The 22,031-nt window shown below is 68.1% G+C and carries 16 protein-coding genes; 6 read left to right on the forward strand and 10 right to left on the reverse strand.

The window, feature by feature from the left end:
• The first annotated feature begins 113 nt into the window (after window positions 1-113).
• A complete protein-coding gene (locus tag GAA2_RS05695; RefSeq protein ID WP_006438191.1) occupies window positions 114-1,097 on the forward strand; it encodes an LLM class F420-dependent oxidoreductase in 984 nt (327 codons plus the stop codon).
• 548 nt (window positions 1,098-1,645) lie between these two features.
• On the opposite strand, the gene GAA2_RS05700 is transcribed toward GAA2_RS05695, so the two are convergent.
• Window positions 1,646-2,812: a pyridoxal phosphate-dependent aminotransferase gene (locus tag GAA2_RS05700; RefSeq protein ID WP_006438192.1), complete on the reverse strand. Its 1,167-nt coding sequence runs from the start codon at window positions 2,810-2,812 to the stop codon at window positions 1,646-1,648.
• Window positions 2,813-2,913: 101 nt separating this feature from the next.
• Here GAA2_RS05700 and GAA2_RS05705 point away from each other — a divergent pair, with 101 nt between their 5' ends.
• Together GAA2_RS05705 and GAA2_RS05710 are read left to right on the forward strand one after the other, a co-directional pair.
• Window positions 2,914-3,471, forward strand: a complete 558-nt coding sequence (locus GAA2_RS05705; protein WP_040004991.1) for a hypothetical protein — start codon at window positions 2,914-2,916, stop codon at window positions 3,469-3,471.
• Between the two features lie 141 nt (window positions 3,472-3,612).
• On the forward strand, window positions 3,613-5,376 hold the full coding sequence (locus GAA2_RS05710; protein ID WP_006438194.1) for a protein kinase domain-containing protein: 1,764 nt from the start codon (window positions 3,613-3,615) through the stop codon (window positions 5,374-5,376).
• Between the two features lie 58 nt (window positions 5,377-5,434).
• Here the strand turns inward: GAA2_RS05710 and GAA2_RS05715 are convergent, their stop codons facing one another.
• The 4 genes from GAA2_RS05715 to allB all read right to left on the reverse strand — a co-directional run bounded on the left by GAA2_RS05715 (window position 5,435) and on the right by allB (window position 12,165).
• The gene (locus tag GAA2_RS05715; RefSeq protein WP_332490534.1) at window positions 5,435-7,105 is read right to left on the reverse strand and encodes a DNA repair helicase XPB; all 1,671 of its coding nucleotides are present in this window, start codon (window positions 7,103-7,105) and stop codon (window positions 5,435-5,437) included.
• Window positions 7,106-7,160: 55 nt separating this feature from the next.
• The gene (locus GAA2_RS05720) at window positions 7,161-8,087 is read right to left on the reverse strand and encodes an oxygenase MpaB family protein (protein WP_006438196.1); all 927 of its coding nucleotides are present in this window, start codon (window positions 8,085-8,087) and stop codon (window positions 7,161-7,163) included.
• A gap of 181 nt (window positions 8,088-8,268) precedes the next feature.
• Complete coding sequence (locus GAA2_RS05725; protein WP_006438197.1) at window positions 8,269-10,617, reverse strand: helicase-associated domain-containing protein; 2,349 nt, start codon at window positions 10,615-10,617, stop codon at window positions 8,269-8,271.
• Between the two features lie 153 nt (window positions 10,618-10,770).
• Window positions 10,771-12,165, reverse strand: a complete 1,395-nt coding sequence (allB, locus tag GAA2_RS05730) for an allantoinase AllB (protein ID WP_006438198.1) — start codon at window positions 12,163-12,165, stop codon at window positions 10,771-10,773.
• 248 nt (window positions 12,166-12,413) lie between these two features.
• Between allB and GAA2_RS05735 the strand changes: the two genes are divergently transcribed.
• Together GAA2_RS05735 and GAA2_RS05740 are read left to right on the forward strand one after the other, a co-directional pair.
• Window positions 12,414-13,967, forward strand: a complete 1,554-nt coding sequence (locus GAA2_RS05735; RefSeq protein ID WP_006438199.1) for an NCS1 family nucleobase:cation symporter-1 — start codon at window positions 12,414-12,416, stop codon at window positions 13,965-13,967.
• A 20-nt stretch (window positions 13,968-13,987) separates the two neighbouring features.
• Entirely contained in the window at window positions 13,988-14,710 is a 723-nt protein-coding gene (locus GAA2_RS05740; RefSeq protein ID WP_006438200.1) for an aspartate/glutamate racemase family protein, read from the forward strand.
• A gap of 214 nt (window positions 14,711-14,924) precedes the next feature.
• Here GAA2_RS05740 and GAA2_RS05745 read toward each other — a convergent pair whose 3' ends face one another.
• From GAA2_RS05745 to GAA2_RS05760, 4 genes are all read right to left on the reverse strand, one after another.
• Window positions 14,925-15,383: a TIGR03086 family metal-binding protein gene (locus tag GAA2_RS05745; RefSeq protein WP_006438201.1), complete on the reverse strand. Its 459-nt coding sequence runs from the start codon at window positions 15,381-15,383 to the stop codon at window positions 14,925-14,927.
• 163 nt (window positions 15,384-15,546) lie between these two features.
• Window positions 15,547-16,452, reverse strand: coding sequence for an alpha/beta hydrolase (locus GAA2_RS05750; RefSeq protein ID WP_081598273.1), 906 nt, complete (start codon window positions 16,450-16,452; stop codon window positions 15,547-15,549).
• 41 nt (window positions 16,453-16,493) lie between these two features.
• Window positions 16,494-17,306: a bifunctional allantoicase/(S)-ureidoglycine aminohydrolase gene (locus tag GAA2_RS05755; RefSeq protein ID WP_006438203.1), complete on the reverse strand. Its 813-nt coding sequence runs from the start codon at window positions 17,304-17,306 to the stop codon at window positions 16,494-16,496.
• Window positions 17,307-17,355: 49 nt separating this feature from the next.
• Window positions 17,356-18,630 carry a DUF6986 family protein gene (locus tag GAA2_RS05760; protein WP_006438204.1) on the reverse strand — a complete coding sequence of 425 codons (1,275 nt, stop codon included), beginning with the start codon at window positions 18,628-18,630 and terminating at the stop codon, window positions 17,356-17,358.
• Between the two features lie 149 nt (window positions 18,631-18,779).
• Here GAA2_RS05760 and GAA2_RS05765 point away from each other — a divergent pair, with 149 nt between their 5' ends.
• Window positions 18,780-19,541, forward strand: a complete 762-nt coding sequence (locus tag GAA2_RS05765; RefSeq protein ID WP_006438205.1) for an IclR family transcriptional regulator — start codon at window positions 18,780-18,782, stop codon at window positions 19,539-19,541.
• A 15-nt stretch (window positions 19,542-19,556) separates the two neighbouring features.
• Here the strand turns inward: GAA2_RS05765 and GAA2_RS05770 are convergent, their stop codons facing one another.
• Window positions 19,557-21,968 (reverse strand): protein kinase domain-containing protein, encoded by a 2,412-nt coding sequence (locus GAA2_RS05770; RefSeq protein ID WP_006438206.1) that lies wholly within the window; start codon window positions 21,966-21,968, stop codon window positions 19,557-19,559.
• Between the last annotated feature and the right edge of the window lie 63 nt (window positions 21,969-22,031).

Consider the following 22,031-nt stretch of genomic DNA (forward strand, 5'->3'; position numbering starts at 1 on the left):
GGCGGCGAGTCGACGAACTCATCTATGGATGGAATATCCAGTATCAGACTATCGTGGCGACGGGCAGACGCGGCGGTGTGTCGGTGCCGCGGTCAGTGCGTAGGTTGGACATCATGCGATTCGGACTCTTCATTCCCCAGGGCTGGCGGCTTGATCTCGTGGGTATCGACCCGGCGAACCAGTGGGAGGTCATGTCGTCGGTGGCGAACCGCGCCGAGTCCGCCGGCTGGGACTCGGTCTGGGTCTACGACCACTTCCACACCGTCCCGCTGCCGACCGACGAGGCCACGCACGAGGCCTGGACGCTGGTGTCGGCGCTGGCCGCGACCACCGGTCGCGTCGACATCGGACAGATGTGCACCGCGATGAGCTACCGCAACCCCATGTACCTGGCGAAGGTCGCCGCCACCGCCGACCTCATCTCCGGAGGGCGCGTGCAGATGGGCATCGGCGGCGGTTGGTACGAACACGAGTGGCGCGCCTACGGATACGGATTTCCCTCGGCAGGAGAGCGACTCGCCCGGCTCGACGAGGGCGTGCAGATCATGAAGCAGGCGTGGGAGACCGGCCGCGCGACCCTCGACGGCAAGCACTACACCGTCAACGACGCCATCTGCCGGCCGCAGCCGACTGCCGGGAAGCTGCCGCTGTGGATCGCCGGCGGTGGAGAGAAGAAGACGCTCCGGATCGCGGCGCACTATGCCGACTACACCAACTTCGACGGCACCCCCGAAGGGTTCGCCCACAAATCGTCGGTGCTCCGACAGCATTGCGCCGACCTCGGACGCGACTTCGATTCGATCGTCCGGTCGTCGAACTACAACGTCATGCTCGGTGCGACCGACGCCGACGTGGAGCGCAAGCTCGCCGACCTCGAGACGCGGCTCGCGAAGATCGTCGGACCCGACGCGGCGTCGGGCAGCATGGGGGCGTTCCGCGGGATGCCCGCGGTCGGGACGCCGGACAAGGTCGCGGAGAACCTGCGTGGGCTCGAGGAAGCCGGGATGTCCTACGGGATCTTCTACTTCCCGAACATCGCCCACGACCGTGAGGATCTCGAACTCTTCGAGCAGCAGGTGGTGCCCGCGCTGCGCTGAGTGGATCTGAGGCAGCGGGATTGCTGGTTGAGCCGGTGGCGAGCGGAGCGACCCACCGCGTCGAAACCTCGCGCCATGCTGGTTGAGCGGGTCGGTGGGTGTGATGGCGGGCGGGTTTCGACGCGACGCCTCGCTGTGCTCGGTGTCGGCTCAACCGGCATGGGGTGTGGCGGCGGGCGGGTTTCGACGCGACGCCTCGCTGTGCTCGGTGTCGGCTCAACCGGCGTGGGGTTGGGCGCGGGTTTCGACGCGACGCCTCGCTGTGCTCGGTGTCGGCTCAACCGGCATGGGGTGTGGCGGCGGGCGGGTTTCGACGCGACGCCTCGCTGTGCTCGGTGTCGGCTCAACCGGCGTGGGGTTGGGCGCGGGTTTCGACGCGACGCCTCGCTTCGCTCGGTGTCGGCTCAACCGGCGTGGGGTTGGGCGCGGGTTTCGACGCGACGCCTCGCTTCGCTCGGTGTCGGCTCAACCGGCGTGGGGTTGGGCGCGGGTTTCGACGCGACGCCTCGCTTCGCTCGGTGTCGGCTGAACCGGCATGGGGGCGGAGCTCAGAGGTTTCGCAACCGTTCCGCGGCTTCGGCGATAACGTCGTCGCGTTTGGCGAAGGCGAAGCGTACGAGGTGGTGCCAGGGTTCACGGTCGTCGGCGAAGACGCTGACCGGGACCGCGGCGACGCCGATCCGTTCCGGCAACGACCGGCAGAACTCGATGCCGTCGTCGATGCCGAGGGGGCGGGGATCGGCGCAGACGAAATAGGTTGCCTCGCTGCGATGTACGTCGAAGCCGGCGTCGAGTAGCGCGTCGGTGATCATATCCCGCTTCTCCTGCAGCGCGGCGGCCGATCCACGGACCCAACCGATCTCGTTGTCGAGTGCGTGCGCGACGGCCGGTTGGAACGGTCCGGAACCGACGTAGGACATGTACTGCTTGGCCGTCTTGGCCGCGGCGACCAGTTCAGGTGGTCCACTGATCCAGCCGACCTTCCAGCCCGTGCAGTTGAAAGTCTTACCGGCGCTGGAGATCCGGAGCGTACGCTCGCGCATCTCGGGCAGGGTCGCCAGCGGGGTGTGGGTGCGTCCGTCGAAGAGCAGGTGTTCGTACACCTCGTCGGTCACCGCGATGACGTCGAATTCGATGCACAGGCGGGCGATTTCGGCGAGGTCGTCCTCGGAGAGCACGGTGCCCGTCGGATTGTGCGGCGTGTTCAGCATGAACACGGCACTCTTCGGGCCGAAGGCGTCCGCGAGACGTTCGCGGTCGAGGCGGAAACCGTCGCCGTCGGGGACGAGCGGTACGACGCGTCGGACACCACCGGCCATCGCGACGGTCGCGGCGTAGGCGTCGTAGTACGGCTCGATCATGATGACCTCGTCGCCCGGCTCGATGATCCCGACGATGGCACCCGCGACCGCTTCCGTCGCGCCGACCGTGATCAGAACCTCGCGGTCGGGGTCGTAGTCGAGGTCGTAGTGCTCGCGCTGGTGGCGCGCGACCGCATGCCGCAGTTCCAGGACCCCGATCCCGGGCGGGTACTGGTTGTGGCCGTCGGTGATGGCGCGCCGGGCGGCTTCGAGCATCGCTTCCGGACCGTCGGTGTCGGGGAAACCCTGCCCCAGGTTGATGGCGTCGTGCTCGACGGCCAGCGCCGACATCTCGGCGAAGATCGTGGTCATGAACGGCCGCAGACGGGTCGCGGTCCTGCTCTCGAATGACATGCGTCCAGGGTGGCACATCGCCGGGCCGTGCAGCGTCCGGACCGCGTTTGACCTGCCTGATTCCCGGGCTTTGCAACGTCATTGCAGCGTACGATCCTCGCATGACAGCGCCGGCGAAGGTTCGAACGTCTGGTCGCGTGCGACCCGCGGGCATCATCGCGATCGTGGCGTGCGCCGCGCTGGTGGTGCTGGGCGGATGTTCGTCGGTCGAGCGTGTGACGAACAACGTCTCCAAGCCGTCGGATGTGGCGATCGGTCAATGTGTGCAGGTCAGGACGGCCGGCGGCGACGATGCAACGGTCGAGGCGACGAAGTCGGATTGCGACGCCGACGCGATGACCTTCATCGCGTCGCAGATCGTGTCCGGCGAGTGCGGCGAGTTCGAGAACTACCTGACCTTCCCCGAGACCTCCGACCGTCTGTGTCTGATGCCGAACTTCGCTCAGAGTGAGTGCTACTCGATCCCGCAGTCCGCGGGTGGGTCGCTGGTCGACTTCAAGGAGGTCGACTGCGACGCCGACGCCGGCCCCGACTCCGTGATCTATCGCGTCGAGACCACCGGCGACGGCTCGCTCGAATGCGCCGAAGGCCAGGTCAAGGCCACCTACGAGAAGCCGGAACCGCGCGTCTACTGCCTGGCGTCGCTGTCCGGCGCCTGACCCTCATCGCCCCTCGACCGGGCCACCGCCGCATCGTTCCGGGGTGGTCCGGTTGAGCGACGCCGGGACACGTTGTGGTCGCCGCACACGATCTGGAGGTGACAGACTTGGACAACCTGCCGAGAAGGATGAGGAGGGGCGATGCCGCGGAACCCCGGGGAGCACTTCGCCGGATACACGATCATCCGACTCATCGGTCGGGGCGGAATGGGCGAGATCTATCTGGCCCGACACCCGCACCTGCCGCGCAACGAGGCGCTGAAGGTCCTGCCTGCCGAACTCAGCCGTGACCCGATGTACCGGCAGCGGTTCGTCAAGGAGGCCGAACACGCCTCGAGTGTCGTGCATCCGTCGATCGTCACCATCTTCAACTCCGGTGAGTACGACGGTCATCTGTGGATCGCGATGGAGTTCATCGACGGCATCGACGCCCTCAAACTGTTGCGGAAGACTCCGCAGGGACTCGATCCGCAGACCGTCATCGCCATCGTCCGGTCCGTCGGCGCCGCCCTCGACCGTGCCCACGCCACCGGCCTGCTGCACCGCGACGTCAAACCCGCCAACATCCTGCTCCAGGGCCTCGACAGTCCAGAACCGCGAGTGTTGCTCGCGGACTTCGGGATTGCCAAGTCGGAACAGGACGTCAGCCATCTGACGTCGACCAACGTCTTCCTCGGCACCGTGGCCTACGCGGCGCCGGAGCAACTGCTCGGCGACACCGTCGACGGCCGCGCCGACCAGTACGCGCTCGCCGCCACCGTCTTCGAACTCCTCACCGGCCGGCCACCGTTCCAGGGCTCCGGCACGGCGTCGATCATCGCCCACCATCTGCAGTCGATGCCGCCACGACTGTCGAGCCTGCGTCCCGGGATCTCGCCCGCGGCCGACGCGGTGTTCAGTCGCGCACTGGCCAAGGAACCCGAACGCCGCTATCGCTCGTGCCGTGAGTTCGGCGTCGAACTCGAACGAGCACTCACCACACCGGACCCGCCGAAGCTGTCCAAGGGGCCGCCGCTGCCAGCCCCCGGTTCGACGCCCGGACCGGGAATCGGTGCTCCGTATCAGCGGCCGGGGAGCCATGGGCCGCAGCAATCGCCTCGGGCCGCGCAGCCGCCCTACGGGGGTCAACCGTCGTATGCCGGGGCTTCGCCCGGCACCGGGTCGCCGGGGTATTCGCCCGGACAACCGCCACCGGGTTCGTATCCCGGCGGCTACCAGGGGTATCCGTCGCAACCCGGATACCCGACGCCGCCGCCCGGGAAGAAGGGGTCGGGGGTACTGATCGCGCTCGGTGCGCTCGCGCTCGTGCTGGTCCTCGCCATCGTCGGTGGCATCGTCTACGTGGCGACCAAGGTGTCGAGCCCACCCGAGGCGTCGGGGACATCGACGACGAACGCAGCCGGCCCCACGGAGTCCGCCGGGACCACCCCGGGCCAGAGTCCCGCGGCCCGCACCACCGACACCACGCCACTGTCGGTCACCGGACCCGACGACGTGCAACTCGGCGAATGCGTCAGCATCGCCATGCAGGCGGGGTCGTCGACGACGGTGCTGGCGTCGAAGGTCGACTGCGACTCGTCGGGCATGAACTTCTACACCGCGTCGATCATCCCCGCATCCACGTCCTGTGCCAGCGAACAGAATTCGACGCTGACCTTCCCGAACAGCACCCGGAAGCTGTGCCTCACACCGAATTTCTACCAGGGGCTCTGCTATCTGATCCCGAAGGAGGGCGGGTCGCTGTCGGACTATCGCGAGGTTCCGTGCACGAGTGCGCCCGCGTTGCGGACGGTACTCGCGCGCGTCAGCACACGGGCCACCTCGTCGGTCACCTGCGCCACGGGCGAAGCCCGCTGGACGTTCTTCCAGCCGGAGTCGATCGGATATTGCCTCGTCGAGATCTGACGGGGGACAGGGGCGTGGTCGACCCCGGCGGGTCTCGCCGCCGGGGTCGGGGCCTGACTCAGTCCGCGGAGGTGGTGTCCCCGATGGTCGGGCCGAGGAGGTCGTCGGCGTCGGTGATGCGGTACGCGTAACCCTGCTCGGCGAGGAACCGCTGCCGGTGTGCGGCGTAATCGGCGTCGAGGGTGTCGCGGGACACCACCGAGTAGAAGTGGGCTTGTCCGCCATCGTGTTTCGGTCGCAGCAGGCGACCGAGGCGCTGGGCCTCTTCCTGGCGTGACCCGAAGGTGCCCGACACCTGGACGGCTACCGACGCCTCCGGGAGGTCGATGGAGAAGTTCGCCACCTTGGACACGACGAGCGTCTGCAACTCGCCGGAACGGAAGCGGTCGAACAGGATCTCGCGCTCCTTGTTCTTCGTCGACCCCTGGATGACCGGGCAGTCGAGTTCGCGGCCGAGCTCCTCCAGCTGGTCGATATAGGCGCCGATCACCAGCGTCGGCGCCCCCTGGTGCTTGTTCAGGATCGCCTTCACCACGTTGACCTTGGTGTGCGCGGTGGAGCAGAGCTTGTACTTCTCCTCTGGCTCGGCGACCGCGTACTGCAGGCGCTCCTCGTCGGTGAGCGTCACGCGGACCTCGATGCACTCGGCGGGTGCGATCCAGCCCTGGGCCTCGATGTCCTTCCACGGGGCGTCGTAACGCTTGGGGCCGATGAGGGAGAAGACGTCATCTTCGCGGCCGTCCTCGCGGACCAGGGTCGCGGTGAGGCCGAGGCGTCGGCGCGACTGCAGGTCGGCGGTCATGCGGAAGACCGGGGCGGGCAGCAGGTGCACCTCGTCGTAGATGATCAGGCCCCAGTCGCGGGAGTCGAAGAGGTCGAGATTCCTGTACTCGCCCTTCGACTTTCGCGTCATCACCTGATAGGTCGCAATGGTGACCGGACGGATCTCCTTGCGCTCGCCGGAGTACTCGCCGATCTCCTCCTCGGTCAGCGTGGTGCGGGCGATCAGCTCGCGCTTCCACTGCCGGCCGGCGACGGTGTTGGTCACCAGGATCAGTGTGGTGGCGCCGGCCTTGGCCATCGCGGCCGCGCCGACCATCGTCTTGCCCGCACCACACGGCAGCACGACCACACCGGAGCCGCCGGCCCAGAACGAGTCGGCCGCCATCTCCTGATAGTCGCGCAGGTGCCAGTCGTCCTGGGCGAGGGCGATGGGATGCGCCTCGCCGTCGACATAACCCGCGAGGTCCTCGGCCGGCCAGCCGACCTTCAGCAGCACCTGCTTGAGGCGGCCGCGCTCGGACGGATGGACGATGACGGTGTCGTCGTCGATCTGCGCACCCAGCATCGGGGCGACCTTCTTGTTGCGCATGACCTCGAGCAGCACCGCACGGTCGAGGCTGACGAGGGTCAGTCCGTGCGCCGGGTGCTTCACCAGCTGCAGGCGGCCGAAGCGGCCCATCGTGTCGACGACGTCCATCAGCAGCGGCTGCGGCACGGCATAGCGCGAGTAGGTGACCAGCGCGTCGACGACCTGTTCGGCGTCGTGACCCGCGGCGCGCGCATTCCACAGGGCGAGAGGCGTGACCCGGTAGGTGTGCACGTGCTCGGGGGCACGTTCGAGCTCGGCGAAGGGTGCGATCGCCGCACGGGCCGCCGGCGCGTCGGGGTGGTCGACCTCGAGCAGCAGCGTTTTGTCGGATTGCACGATCAGGGGTCCATCGGTCACCCGCTCCATTGTCCAGATGGGAGCACCGATTGTCAGCGACGGGCCTCTTTGTGGGTCAGAACACGGGGATGCCGAGCCGTCGGCGCACCCGCAGGTCGACGATGTTCAGCCGGAAAATACCCCGCAGAAGCGGTGCCACGACCGGGTCGACGACGCGCATCGCGGCGAGAATCGACTGGTAGCGGCGGGCGTCGTCCTCGGTCCAGGTCCAGCCCATCATCGCGCGGAACTCCGGGGGGAGGCCTGCGTTGATGGCGTAGGTGAGGAAACCGCCGAGGGTCTTGTGGGCGACGGTGCCCACGACGCCGGCGCGGAACTCGAGGAACGAGAGGTCGGCGAGATTGCGTAGTTCCTGGCGCACCGGCTCGTCGATCCGCAGTTCGGCCAGCTGGCTGTTCCAGTAGACGAGGAGCTCGTCGTAGGTGGCCGGCCACTTGTCGCGGGGGACGTTGAGCGCGGTGCCGAGCGGATGCGCCTCGGTGAGGACCATCTGCTTCTCGGCCTCGGTGAGCGGTCCGTAGATCAGTTCGTACTGGTCGATGAAGTACTTGAGCAGGCACACCGCGACCCACAGCTGCAGACGCGAATCGTTGGCGCTGTAGCGGACGGGGCTGGTCTCGGTGGAGTAGACCTGGTCGTGGACACGGCCGACGAACTCGTGGATGTAGGCATTGTCCTCGTCGCTGCCCATCAGCGCGACGGCCAGGAAGGTGCCGGTGGTGCGGGCCCGTTTGGTCGGGCGCTTGATGGCGTTGCCCCGCGGGACGCGGCTCTCGTGGACGCCGTACCCGACCTTCGGGTTGGACAGCTGCATGATCACGTTCGCGACGGAGAGCGTCGGACCGATGACGGTGACGAGGTCGGCGGGGCGTGTCACCGGACGCCGGCGTCGTGACGGCGGTTTGATCCTCGATACCAGGTCGTGCTGGTAGGTGTCCGGGACGTCGGCGGTAGCGTCGGCGAGAGGGCGCACAGCGGTCATGACGGGCCAACTTTCCTCGGCTGAGTACCCGTGAGCCTACCAAGATTCTGAGACGGATGTCACAGGTCGTTCCATTGGGCGGCCGGACGGCTGAGAAATTCGTCCCCCTGAAGGGTGTCCGGGGGCAATATGCCCTCGGGTGGTGCTCAGGGGGACGAGAATTTCGCCGGACCGGCGCAGACTAGGCGTCGAGCAGCTCGACGCTGGTGAGGCGGTGCAGGGAGAACCGCTGCTCGGTGTCGTTGCCGTCTTCGACGGCCACCAGTTGGCCGGCGCCGAGGACCTTCGGGGTCACGACGTGGCGGCTGGCCGACCCCTGGGCGTCGACATATCCGACGCGGAGACGCCGGTGGGCGCGCAGTGCGAGCTGGATCAGCGCGGTGGCCGACTCGCCGCCGCCGGTCGCCCGCACGGGTGTCGAGGTCGAGGTGGTGCGTACCGGGGTGGCCGCCGCGGCGCGGTCGGTCGAGCGGATCCGTCCGACCACCGAACGCAGCTGTTCCGCCGACGGCGCGCTGCGGCGCGGCTGGCTCTGGCGACGTGCCCGCGACACGGTGACGCGACTGCCGCGTTCGCGGAGGTCGACGACGGCGCCCGACGAATCCTCGCCTGCCGGAGCGAATCCCGCGGCGCGCAGCTGATCGATCACCTCGCGCACCTCCGACGGCGAGATCGCCACGGTCGGGGCGAGCGCCCGCAGCGCAAGGGGTTCGGCGGCCGGACTGCGCAGCACCGCGGCCAGGACCGTCGAGTCCTCGCAGCGGATGAAGGCCGACGCGACGCCGACCCGCAACTGTCCGTGCTTACGGGCGACGTCCTCGATCAGATACGAAAGAGATTGTGGCACCGGAGTTCTCGAATGGGTGGTGAACATCGACAGCAGCTCGTTGCTGCTGCGTCCGGCGTCGAGCGCGCGGCGCACGCTCTCCGGGGTGATCCGGTACACCGACGCCGCGCCACCGGATTCGAGGTCGGCGACGAGTTCGACCTGCTCGGCGAGTTCCGGTGTCATCGGGCCCGGCACGGTGAGCGTGAGGTCGGCCTGGGTGAGGAAGTGGTCCACCGGCTCGGGCAGTACGGCCCGCATCGCCGCCAGGACCGCGGCGTCGGCGTCGGCGGGATCGGCGTCGGCCGGCGGTTCGACGGTGTAGGCCCGGCCGACGGTGGTCAGCGCATCGTGCGCGACGAGGCCGATTTCGCGTGCCTCACGCAGGGTTTCGGCGACGAGGCGTCGGCTGAAGCGTCGGATCTGGCGCGGCCGATGCCAGTGCAGGTTCGCCAGCACGGCGTCGGGCGACACCGCGACCGCCGGATCGGCGTGGGCGAGCGTCGACAGGATGAGCTGCCGCTGGATGGGGGCGTAGGCGTCGTGGAGTTCGGCGGACAGGGTGGCCATCGCGTTGCCGTCGCGGTCGGGGTCGCCGACCTGCCAGGCGCGGCGGGGCATGTGCAGCCAGGCGTCGGCCAGGGACAGCCACTGGCGTTCGCGCGGCTGGTGCATCCAGGTGTCCGCGGTGGAGGTCGGGGCGAAGGCCTGCTCGCCGGAGTCGTTGGGCGGCGGAGGTTCCGGGAACCCGGCGTCGATGATCCGGAGGTAACCGGCGAGTTCGATCAGGAAGGCGACGCTCCCGGTCTCGATGCCGGTGAGCTTGGCGAGGCGTCGGAGTTCGCGGACGCCCAGCGCTCCGGACCGCAGGACCGCGGCGGGGGTGGCGCCGAGGACGTTGATCAGCGAGGTGAGGTGGCGGATGAGTTCGAGTGCCTCGCCGCCCGCCGCGGCGTCGACCGCCTTGGCCGGGAAGCGGGGCTTGAGACCCGGTTCGTGCAACGGAGGGGGAGTGAGATCATCGGTGCGCCAGGCTGGTTCGTCGCGGATCACCGCTCCGACCATGGGTGGGAGTTCGACGGTCTGATTGTCGACGCGGGCCAGTAGTCCCGACGAGATCAGCTGTGCGACCGGCGTGGACGGGTCGGCGTCGGGGGCCGCGTCGCGGCTGCGACCCAGGGCCGGACCGCGAGCGAGGGTCTCCAGGAGCTCTCTCGGTCGCTCGTCGAGATCGGCGATCATCGCGGCGATCTCCTCGCCGGTCCGCCCCGCCATCGGGCCGGTGAGATGCGATGACCGCCACGGCATCGCGGACTCCACGTGCTCGCCGGCGCAGAGAGAGGTCTTGTCGCCCCAGAGGATCGCGCGGCGTCGGAGAAGGTCGATGCGCGCCCGGACGGCATCGGCGTCGGCGCGCCCGGACAGCGCCTTGACGATCTTGGTGACCGATGGGCGCTTGGTCTTCGCGGTACTACGGCTGCCCAGCGCGATCGCCTGCTCCAGGACCGTCACTGCCAGGACGTCGAGATCCTCCCCGGCCAGCGCCAACGACGCCGCCGAGAGAGCACGCTGCGCCAGGACCCGGGTGCCCTGCGGAGTTGGGGAGGCGAGGTCGGGGCGTTCGATCAGCAGTTCGGTGAGCTCGTCGTCGGAACGCGCGGCCAACTCATCGGCCAGGCCGGCGTGCTGGTCATCCGAACTCATTCGATCGAGCTTACCGGGTGGGGCATCCGGCACTGTTCTGGCTGTGGGCGGTGGTAACGCCTCGCTACGCTCGGTGGCGGGCGGGGTTTCGACGCGACGCCTCGCTACGCTCGGTGTCGGCTCAACCGGCATGACGCGACGCGTCGGGCGTACTCAGACGTCGCCGCGGCGGAGCATCCGACCCCGCGGGGTCTCGAAGTCGACCCGCTGTCCGCGAACCCAGGTCCCCGTGACCACCCCGGCCAACGCGCGGCCGTCGTACGGGCTCACCGGATTCTTGTGGTGGAGCCGGTTGACGTCGACGATATGGGCGGATTCTGGCTCGAAGATCGCGAAGTCGGCATCGCAGCCGAGGGCGATGCGGCCCTTGGTCGGCAGGCCGGCGAGATCCGCGGGCTTCGACGCCATCCACTCGATGACCTGCGGAAGGTCGATGCCGCGTTTCTTGGCCTCCGACCAGATGAGCGACAGCCCGAGCTGCAGTGACGCGACGCCGCCCCACGCGACGCCGAAGTCGCCGTTCTCGGGGTCCTTGAGATCGATGGTCGACGGCGAGTGGTCGGAGACGATGCAGTCGATCGTGCCGTCGAGCAGTCCCTCCCAGAGCAACTCGCGGTTGCCGGCCTCGCGGATGGGCGGACAGCACTTGAAGGCCGTCGCGCCGTTGGGCACCTCCTCGGCCAGCAGGGTGAGGTAGTGCGGGCAGGTCTCGACCGTGATCTTCACCCCGTCGTTCTTCGCGCTGGCCAGCATCGGCAGGGCGTCCGACGAGGACAGGTGGAGCACGTGTGCACGCACGCCCGTCCATCGCGCACGCTCGATGACCTCGGCGATCGCCAGGTTCTCGGCGCCCCGCGGCCGCGACGCGAGGAAGCGGGCGTAGTCGTCGCCTTCCGGTGACGGGGCGTTGTCGATGGCGCGGGAGTCCTCGGCGTGGACGATCATCAGCGAGTCGAACTCGGCGAGCTTCGCCATGTCGGCTTCCATCTCGTCGGCCGTCAGGTGCGGGAACTCGTCGACCCCCGAGTGCAGCAGGAAGCACTTGAAGCCGAACACGCCCGCGTCGTGCAGTCCGCGTAGGTCGTCTTCGTTGCCGGGGATGGCGCCGCCCCAGAAACCGACGTCGATGTGCGTCTTGCCCTGCGCGGCTGCGCGCTTCTCGGCCAGCGCGTCGACGTTCACGGTGGGCGGGATCGAGTTGAGCGGCATGTCGATGAGCGTGGTGACGCCGCCGGCGGCCGCCGCACGGGTGGCCGAGTCGAAGCCCTCCCATTCGGTGCGGCCGGGCTCGTTGACGTGCACATGGGTGTCCACCAGTCCGGGGATCATCACCTGGTCGTCGGCCAGCTCGATGACCTCGCGGCCGGCCAGTCCGCTCCCGAGCGGTTCGATGGCGACGACACGCCCGCCGCGGATGCCGATCTCCCGCGCCACGATACCGGCCGTCGTCAGCGTCTGGCGGCCCCGCACGACCAGGTCGAACGGCGCTTCGGTCACGTCGGAGGCGGAATCGGAGAGAGGGGTCGGGGCACCGGTTTCTGCGGTCATGGGGCGGGACTCCTTGGGTGGTCGCCGTGTCCGGGGGTCGGTCCAGAGACTAACCCAGCAGATTCCTCATCGTGGAATCTTGCGATGCTATTTCGGAAACGCGGCTCGCGAGTAGTGCTGGGCGGTGCTATTGACAACGCCCCTGACGATGCGGATAACCTTCACGCACGCGGAACACTAATTCCACATCACGGAAACTTCGCGAGTGTACGAGCGCGGTCATCGACCGTCCGACCGAAAGTGCAGAGATGAGCACTGAACCGTTCACGATCCAGCGCGACGAGGCGACGTCGACGACGTCCCGGACCGGCATCCCCGTCGCCGAGGACGCGCACGGTGTGACCGGAACCGTCCCGGCCGGGCTGAGTCCCAAGCTGTACAACGACGACCTGGCGCCCACCAGCCGCGTCGGCCGACGCTGGAGCAGCTACAACATCTTCACGTTGTGGGCCAACGACGTTCACAGCCTCGGCAACTACGCGTTCGCGATCGGCCTCTTCGCGCTCGGACTGGGCGGCTGGCAGATCCTGACGGCGCTGGTGCTCGGCGGCGTCTTCCTCTTCCTGCTTCTGAACCTCTCCGGTTTCATGGGCGAGAAGACCGGTGTGCCGTTCCCGGTCATGAGCCGAATCTCGTTCGGCATCCGCGGCGCGCAGATCCCGGCCCTCATCCGCGGTGGAGTCGCCATCGCGTGGTTCGGCATCCAGACCTACCTCGCGTCCGTCGTCCTCCGGATCATGCTGGTCGCGCTGTTCCCGGGTGCGGCCGATCTGGACACCAACCGGTTCCTCGGGCTCTCGACCCTCGGCTGGATCTCCTTCGTGTCGTTGTGGGTCATCCAGGTGATCATCGTCAGCTACGGCATGGAGATGATCCGTCGCTACGAGGCCTTCGCCGGTCCGGTCATCCTGATCACGATGGTCGCGCTGGCCATCTGGATGCTGAGCAACGCCGACTGGAGCATCGCGTGGTCGACGCCCGACTCGCTCACCGGTGTCGACATGTGGCTCAAGATCATCGGCGGCGCCAGCCTGTGGGTCGCCATCTACGGCACCTTCGTCCTGAACTTCTGCGATTTCACCCGCAACGCCGAATCGCGAAAGGCGATCGTGCGCGGCAACTTCTGGGGCATCCCGCTCAACATGCTGCTGTTCGGCGGCATCGTGGTCGTCCTGGCCGGCGCCCAGTTCCGGATCGACGGCCGCGTCATCGAGTCGCCGTCGGACATCGTCCAGACCGTGCCCAACACCTTCCTGCTGGTGCTGGCCTGCCTGGCGCTGTTGATCCTGACCGTGGCGGTCAACCTGATGGCCAACTTCGTCGCCCCGATCTACGCGCTGTCCAACCTGTTTCCGCGCCACCTCGACTTCCGGCGTGCAGCATTCGTCGCGGCGGTCATCGGCCTGGTCATCCTGCCGTGGAATCTCTACAACTCGCCCGCGGTGATCAACTACTTCCTCGGTGGACTCGGTGCGCTCCTCGGGCCGCTGTTCGGCATCGTCATGGCCGACTACTGGCTCGTCCGACGCTCGCGGATCGACGTCCCCGCGTTGTTCAGCGAAGCCCCGGATGCCGCTTACCATTACCGCAACGGCGTGAACATGCGGGCCATCGTCGCCCTGGTCCCGACGGCCGCCATCGCCCTGGTGATGGCCTTCGTCTCGGCTTTCGAGGTGGTCTCGGAGTTCTCCTGGTTCATCGGTGCCGGTCTCGGCGCGGTCGTCTACCTGCTGGTGGCCGACCGCCGGGGACCGTTCGCCGAGGTGTCGGGTGAGCCGATCTCCGTCCCCAGCACCCACTGACAACCCCGGAGGAAGATCCGATGCGCATCCTCGTCGCCAACGTCAACACGACCGAGTCGATGACCGAGGCCATCGCCTCCTCGGCACGCTCGGTCGCCTCGCCCGGCACCGAGATCGTCGGCATCACACCACGGTTCGGTGCCGACTCGTGCGAGGGCAACTTCGAGTCCTACCTCGCCGCGATCGCGGTGATGGACGCGATCCTCGCCTACCCCGAGCCGTATGACGCCGTCATCCAGGCCGGGTACGGCGAACACGGACGCGAGGGACTGCAGGAACTCCTCGAGGTCCCGGTCGTCGACATCACCGAGGCCGCGGCGTCGACGGCGATGTATCTGGGTCACCGGTTCTCGGTCGTGACGACGCTGGACCGCACGGTCCCGCTGATCGAGGACCGGCTCAAGCTCGCCGGACTCGACCAGCGCTGCGCATCGGTCCGGGCCTCGGGTCTCGGTGTGCTGGAACTCGAGTCGGATCCGGAACGGGCGGTCAAGGCGATCGTCGAACAGTCCCGGCAGGCGGTTGCCGACGACCACGCCGAGGTGATCTGCCTCGGCTGCGGCGGGATGGCCGAACTCGAGGAACAGGTCCGCGCCGCGACCGGCGTGCCGATCGTCGACGGTGTGCGCTCGGCCGTCACGATCGCCGAAGGTCTTGTCCGGATGGGACTCTCGACGTCGAAGGTCCGGACCTACGCCAAGCCGCGGGAGAAGAAGATCACCGGCTGGCCGTTCACGATCTGATCGACGGGTATCCGTTCCGTCCGAGGGGCGTCCGGAGATGAGGCCCGCACAACGGCTAGTTCTGTGCGGTTGTCCGAGACCACCGCGGGTCCCGACCGGTCAAGCCGGCGAGCCGGTCGGCGAGGGGTGCATCGTCGGGCACCTCGACCACCGGTCCGAACATGCCGTCGCGCTCGTCCTGCGGTTGCGGTGGGAAGTGGAAGTCGAAGACGACCTAAAGGATCTCATCGGGCACATCGAACGAGATGCCCGCGGCGCGCGCGATATCCCAGCCGTGTAGCACCAGTTCCGATAGTGCCACCATCCCCATGATCTCGGCGGGCAACTCGACACCGCCGGCCTGGGTCATCCCCTCCCAGGCGGCATCATCGTCCCACGAATCCGCGAGGTCGTGCACGTGACGTTGCATATCGTCCCGCCACTCCGACGGCAGTTGGGTCTGCTGGTTCTGCGTCGGGTCTGGCGGCGTCGACGTCAGCGGGCCGAACTCTTTGCGTGCCGCAGCCGAGAACGCCTGCGACAGGCCGTCAACATGGGTCAGCAGGGCGGCGAGGTTCAGGTCGCGACACGGGGTCGGACGGGCCAGTTCCGTATCGGCGATCGTGGCAGTCATGGCGACCACGTGATCGGCAGCTGCCGATATCGATCGCGCCTTGGGGTTGTCGGTGGACATGCGCTCCCTCTCGTCGTCTCCGGGTACTCACCGGGACTGACCGACCAACAGCGGACTTCTCATCGGCCGGCGACGTCGTGCGGCCTCGGCGTAGCCGGCCTTCGGGCAGAACGCGCGACGTTGACGTGGTGCTCCAGGCGTGCACCCAAATGCGCCACCGCAGTCATCCCGGGTTCACGGGGACGTGTCGGCTGAGGAAATCGAGCTGGTCGGAGACGTTGCGCTCGAAGTCGTCGCCGACGTAGATGTCGAAGTGGCCGGCGTCGTAGAGCTTGATCTCGCTGCGTGGCGCCTGGGCTGCGTACCTCAGGGTCGGTCGAGGTGGCGCCACGCTGTCGCGCTCGCAGATGGCGAAGAAGATCGGGCAGGTCACGTTGCGTGCCTGCCGGCCCGGGAAGTGGCGCACGATGTCGAGACCGAACCGTGCGGCCACCTCCTCGGGAATGTCGCTGCCCTCCGGGATGAGCGCGGTGATGCCGGCGATGCTGTCCGGGGTGGACATCAGCGACGTCGATCCGGGCGGACCGTAGGTCGGGATCATGACCGGAGGCCGGCCGAACCTGGCCCCGATGGCATCGCGTAGAGCGCGGCCGGTGATCTTGATCGAGCTCAGTGTCGGGATCGCCCACGCAGAGGCGATGCCGTCGGTGAACGGGCATTGCGCGATCACGGCGGCGACACGAGTGTCGCGAGCGGCGGTGATGATCACGTGGCCGCCGGCGAAGGATGTTCCCCACAACACGACTCGGTCGGGGTCGACGCCGTCGAGGGTGCGCGCGTACGCGACGGCCGATTCCCAGTCCTGCAGTTGCTCGTTGATGTCGAGCAGTTGGCGTGGCTCGCCCGAACTCCCACCGAAATGGCGGTAGTCGAAGACCAGGCATGCGTAGTCCATCGCGGTGAAGCGGTCGGCGAAGGCGTCGAGGCGCATCTCCTTGACGCCGCCCAGCCCGTGAGCCATCACGATGACCGGCCGTGATGTGCCCTCCTGCCGGGGCGGGGTCGGCTGATAGAGCCATGCCGCGCAGAAGCCTTCACCGGAAGGGACGTGGATGTCGGTTCGGGTCATGATCGAGAGTGTATGGAACACGTCTCGCCGGAGTGCCTGTGTCAGAGCACGATCTGCCGATTCACGTCCTTGTAGAGCAGGTACCGGAAATTCGACGGTCCACCGGCGTAGCAGGCCTGCGGGCAGAAGGCGCGCAGCGACATGTAGTCCCCGGCCTGCACCTCGACCCAGTCCTCGTTGAGGCGGTAGACGGCCTTGCCCTCCAGGACGTACAGCCCGTGCTCCATCACGTGGGTCTCGGCGAACGGGATCGACCCGCCCGGCTTGAAGGTGACGACGTTGACGTGCATGTCGTACGCGAGATCCTGTGGATCCAGCATCCGCGTGGTGCTCCACGCGTCGGTGTCGGGCATGGGGGAGGGCTCGATGTCGCGTTCGTTGCCGAACTTCGGCGCCGGCGTGTGACCCGCAATCGGCTGGTAGCGCTTGCGGATCCAGTGGAAGGACGTGGGGGCGTCGCCGGCGTTGTGCGCCGACCACTCGGTGCCCGCCGGCAGGAAGCCGAAACCGCCCTCGGTCAGTACGTGCTCCTCACCCGCGACCGTGACGGTCAGCGCGCCGGCGGTGACGAAGAGAAATCCCTCGACCTCCGGCTGTGGTTCCGGCGCCGGCGATCCGCCACCGGGGGCGACCTCGACAATCGCCTGGGAGAAGGTCTGCGCGCCACCGGGAACCGGGCTGTTGATCACCCAGGCGCGGGTGTCGGTCCACTCGGGGAAGACCGACGTGACGATGTCGCGGAGCACGCCACGCGGGATCACCGTGTAGGCCTCGGTGACCACCGCGCGGTCGGAGAGCAGATCGGTCTGCGGCGGAAGTCCGCCGGCGGGTGTGTAGTACGGCGACGCGGTCATCGAGAAATCCTTCGAGTCGGAAATGGTCATGGTGGGCTTGGGGTTCGGTTCAGGCACCCGAGACCGGTGGTCGGTGCAGGGCGAGGTCGCGAACCTTCGAGATGGGCAGGTCGGTCGCGGACTCGACCTCGTCGACGGTCAACGCACCGCACACCTCGCCGCGCCGGATGAAGCCGGCGAGCGCGCGAGCCGTCGCCGGTTCGTCGAGCACCGACGAGGAGATCTGGTGCGCGTAGTTGCGTAACCGCGTTGCGGCGGAATCGAATCCGTCGCGGTAGAAGGCATACGTCGCCAGGAACCTGGTGACCAGCTGGGCCGGATGGAGATCCCAGCCCTGGTAGATACCGCGCTCGAGGTGACGGCGGACCAGACGTGAGTGCAACGCCCAGCCGGCCTCGACGGTCTCGCGGTCGCCGACCGGGAGGATGTTCGTCGATCCGTCCGACAGGCGCACACCGGTGCCGGCCGCGGCGAGCTGCATGACGGCCTTCGCGTGGTCGGCCGCCGGATGTTCCATCGACTGATAGGCGGCGGCGATACCGAGGGACGCCGAATAGTCGTAGGTCCCGTAGTGCAGCGAAGTCACCCGACCATTGCCGGCGTGGATCATCTTGGCGACGGCGGCCGTGCCGTCGACCCCCATGACCGCCTGCGGGGTCTCCACCTGGATCTCGAACCCGATGCGTCCGTGGGGGAGCCCGTGGACCCGTTCGAGCTCGTGGGCGACGGTCACCATCGCGGCCACCTGGTCGACCGAGGTGACTTTCGGCAGGGTCAGCGTCAACCCGGCGGGTAGGTCGCCCGTCTCTGCCAAGCCGGAGACGAACAGGTCGAGGGTGCGCAGTCCGCGGGCCCGGACGTCGGCCTCGAAGCACTTGAAACGGATGCCGATGAACGGCGGGGAGGTGGCGCCGGCGTCGCGGACTGCCGCGACGGCAGCCGCCACGGCCTCGTCCTCCTCGTCATCGGAGCGGACGCCGTAGCCGTCCTCGAAGTCGATGCGCAGATCCTCGATCGGCTCGGTACGCAGCTTGTTCTCCACGAGGTCCGCGAGTTCGGTTGCGGCCGAGTCGGTCCCGGCGTCGGTCGCGCGGGCGATCGCCGCGAGTCCGCCGTGATCTGCGGCGGTGTTCAGTGCCGCACGTCCCCACTCCTGCGAGAGGTCCGCTGAGAAGCGGTCGGCAGGGACGTAAACCGTGTGGACCGGCTGACGGCTTCCGTCCTCGCCCGGATACCGGTCGGACAGCAGAGCGTCCGCGGGGGCGAGGGCTGCCTCGACCTGGGCGAGAAAGGCCGCACCGAGGCGACCGGACTGCACGCTCATGAAGACCCTTCGTCGATTCGATGGAAAAGTAATTCCGCAGAGTGGAGTTTAGCTGAATATCTCCACGTCGGCAGCTTCATGTTCGCGTGGACTCTGATTGTGGTTTCACATGATGGAACGTAAAGTTGCGCCGGACTACGGAGGTGGCGATGGCGGGGAACTCGGGCGGTGTCCAGTCGGTCGAGCGCGCGTTCGAGCTGCTCGAACTCATCGGACGCGCCGGCGGCGAGTGTTCCCTGAGCCATCTGTCGGCAGAGTCGCCGCTGCCGCCGCCGACCATCCACCGGCTGCTGCGGACCCTCGTCGGCATCGGATACGTCCGGCAACTGCCCAATCGCTCGTATGCTCTGGGTCCCCGGCTCATCCGACTCGGTGAGGTGGCCAACCGCCAGCTCGGGGCAGTGGCCGCACCCGTGCTCACGTCCCTGGTCGCCGAGCTGAGCGAGACCGCGAGCCTCGCCGTACTCGACGGCGACATGGTCATCTACGTCGCCCAGGTCCCGTCACCGCACAGCATGCGCACCAACAACGAGGTCGGGCGTCGGGTGACGATGCACAACACCGCCGTCGGCAAGGCGGTCCTCGCCGAACTCGACGACGCACGAATCCTGAAACACGTCACCCAGGCCGGTCTCACCGCCGCCACCGAGCGGAGCATCACGTCGTTGTCCGGCGTGTTCGCCGCTGTCGAGCAGGTGCGGGCGGAGGGCGTCGCCACCGACGAACAGGAGTACGAGGTCGGGGTCTGCGGCATCGCCGTCGCGGTGCCCGGTGCCCCGACACCCATGGCGGTCGGCATCTCCGGGCCGGTCGCCCGATTCGACGAGGACCTGCGCGCCCGCGCGGTCGGGGCCCTTCGAGCGGCGGCCGGGATCATCTCCGAGGCGCTCATCGGCGCGCGGGAGTCGTAGACCAGGCGCTCCGCCTCAGATCGTCAGCTTCGTCGGCGTCGTGCGATTGGCCGATTCGCCGCTCGAGCCGTCACCGATCTGCCCGTCGTTGTTGAAGCCCCAGCACCAGACCGAACCGGAAGCCATCGCGCACGACGTACCGTTGCCGGTCGAGATCGAGGTGACATCCGTCAGACTGCTGACCTCGCGGGGGATCTTCACCGAGCCTCCGCCGGAGCCGAGCTGGCTGCGGTCGTCGTCGCCCCAGCAGTACGCCTTCTTGTCGGCGACCGCGCAGGTGGTTCCCCAGTCGGTGGAGATGGCCGACGCCTTGGAGATGCCGTTCACCTTGGTCGGTGTGTTCCGCGGTTCGGCGGTGCCGTTGCCGATCTGTCCGTAGGCGTTCGCGCCCCAGCAGTACGCATCTCCGCCGCCGGCGATCGCACACGCCGTCTGGTAGTAGGTGCTGGTGTTGGTGCTCGGGTCGTTGTCGTCGTCGGGATCGGACTCGTGGTAGCCGCCGAGGGTGATGTCGGCGACGTCGCTCAGGCCGCCGATCTTCACCGGCGCCGACCGCTCGGTGGTGCTGCCGTCGCCGATCTGCCCGTTGTCGTTGTTGCCCCAGCAGAACGCCGACCCGTCGGACACGGCACAGGTGGTGCCGTAGGCGGTGGTGATGTCGGTGACGACGCCGAGGCCGGGGACCTTGGTGGGGACCGAGACGGGGTCGGTGCCGCCGGTGCCCAGCTGGCCGTACTCGTTGTTGCCCCAGCAGTAGGCGTCGGTGCCCGCGACCGCGCAGCTGGTGCCCCAGCCGGTGCTGACCGCCTTGACGTCGGAGATCGTGCCGATCTTCGTCGCGGCGTCGACCGTGTTGCCGTCGGAGTCGTTGCCGACCTCGCCGTAGTGGTTGTTGCCCCAGCACCACGCCGCGCCGGCGGCGACCGCACAGGCCGTGCCCACGTACTTGTTGTCGCCGGTGAGGTAGCCGCCGACGGAGACCGATGTCGCGTCGGTGACCCCGCCGACCGTGGCCGGCCGACTGTGCGGAGTGGTCGTCCCGTCGCCGAGCTGTCCGGTGGTGTTGTCGCCCCAGCAGTTCACGGCGCCGTTGACGATCGCGCAGCTGGTGCCGAAGTTGGTGCTCACCAACGGTTGTGCCACGGTGGCCTTCTCCGGGTCGTCGACGGTGCTGCCGAGGAGGACCAGGCCGGCGATCGCACCGATGACAACCACCAGCACGGCGCCGAGGACGCCGGCGATGATCAAGCCGGTGCGCTTCTTCTTCGGCGGGGTGGCTGGTGCGCCCGGGTATCCCGCCTGCGCGGCGGCCGGCGGCTGCGTGCCGTAAAGCGGCTGCGGCCCAGACATGTTCGGCCCAGACATATTCGGCCCAGACATATTCGACCCGGAGATGTTCGGGCCGGCCATGCCGGGACCGGAGGGATGGTTCATCAACGGCTGTGGACCCGACGGTCCGGTCATCGTCGGCTGCGGCGGCGGGGTGTACTGGCCGTAGGTCTGGCCGTACGGTTGCTGCGGTGCCGACGGTGCGCCGGTGCTGCCGCCGACGAGGGTCGGCGGGGGAACCGCTGCGGCCGCGATCGTATTGCCCTGCGCCGCAGGTGCTTCGATCGCCGATGTCAGTGCGGCGGCGAAGCTGCGGCAGTCGGGATACCGGGCCGCCGGGTCCTTGGCGAGTGCACGCTGGAAGACCGGGTCGAGCTGTGCGAGGTCGCCGCGTAGCTGGCCGATGTGGGGGACCGGGCGCTGGATGTGGCCGAGCATCACCGACGGCGAGGACTGGCCGACGAACGGCGGCTGCCCGGCGAGGAGGGCGTAGGCGGTGCAGGCCAGCGAGTACTGGTCGGAACGTGCTGTGGCGTCGGCACCTTCGAGGGTTTCCGGTGCCGAGAACGCGACGGTCCCGATGAACGAGTGGGTGCCGGTGAGGTTGGCCGAGCCGGCGAGCTTGGCGATACCGAAGTCGAGCACGAGTGCACGATCGATCTGGCCGGTCGCGGGGTCGCGGGTCACGAGGATGTTGGCGGGCTTGATGTCCCGGTGCACCACCTGGTGCCGGTGGGCGTAGTCGAGGGCGTCGGCGACCTGGGTGACGACCGTCGAGACCTCGGCCGGCTTCAACCGCTCCTCGGTGAGGTCCTTCCCCTCCACGTAGCTCATCGAGAACCACGGCGAACCGTCCTCGATGCCGTACTGGTGGATCGTGATGATGCTGCGGTGGTCGAGCTTCGCGGTGGTACGTGCCTCGTTGGTGAAGCGCTGGTTGAACCCGGGCTGCGCACTGACCGCCGTCGAGATGACCTTCAACGCCTCCCGCCGCTCGAGTTGCAGGTTCTCGACGAGATACACCTCGCCCATGCCACCGGCACCGAGCTGGGAGATCACGCGGTAGCCGGCGATGTGGGTGCCCGGACTCAACGGCACGGCGACACCTCTTTCTGACGATGAACTCGGACTCCTGGCGGACGTACGCTGGGACGATACCGA

Origin of the sequence: Gordonia ajococcus (assembly GCF_012974285.1) — a bacterium.
GTDB classification, from domain to species: Bacteria; Actinomycetota; Actinomycetes; order Mycobacteriales; family Mycobacteriaceae; genus Gordonia; species Gordonia amicalis.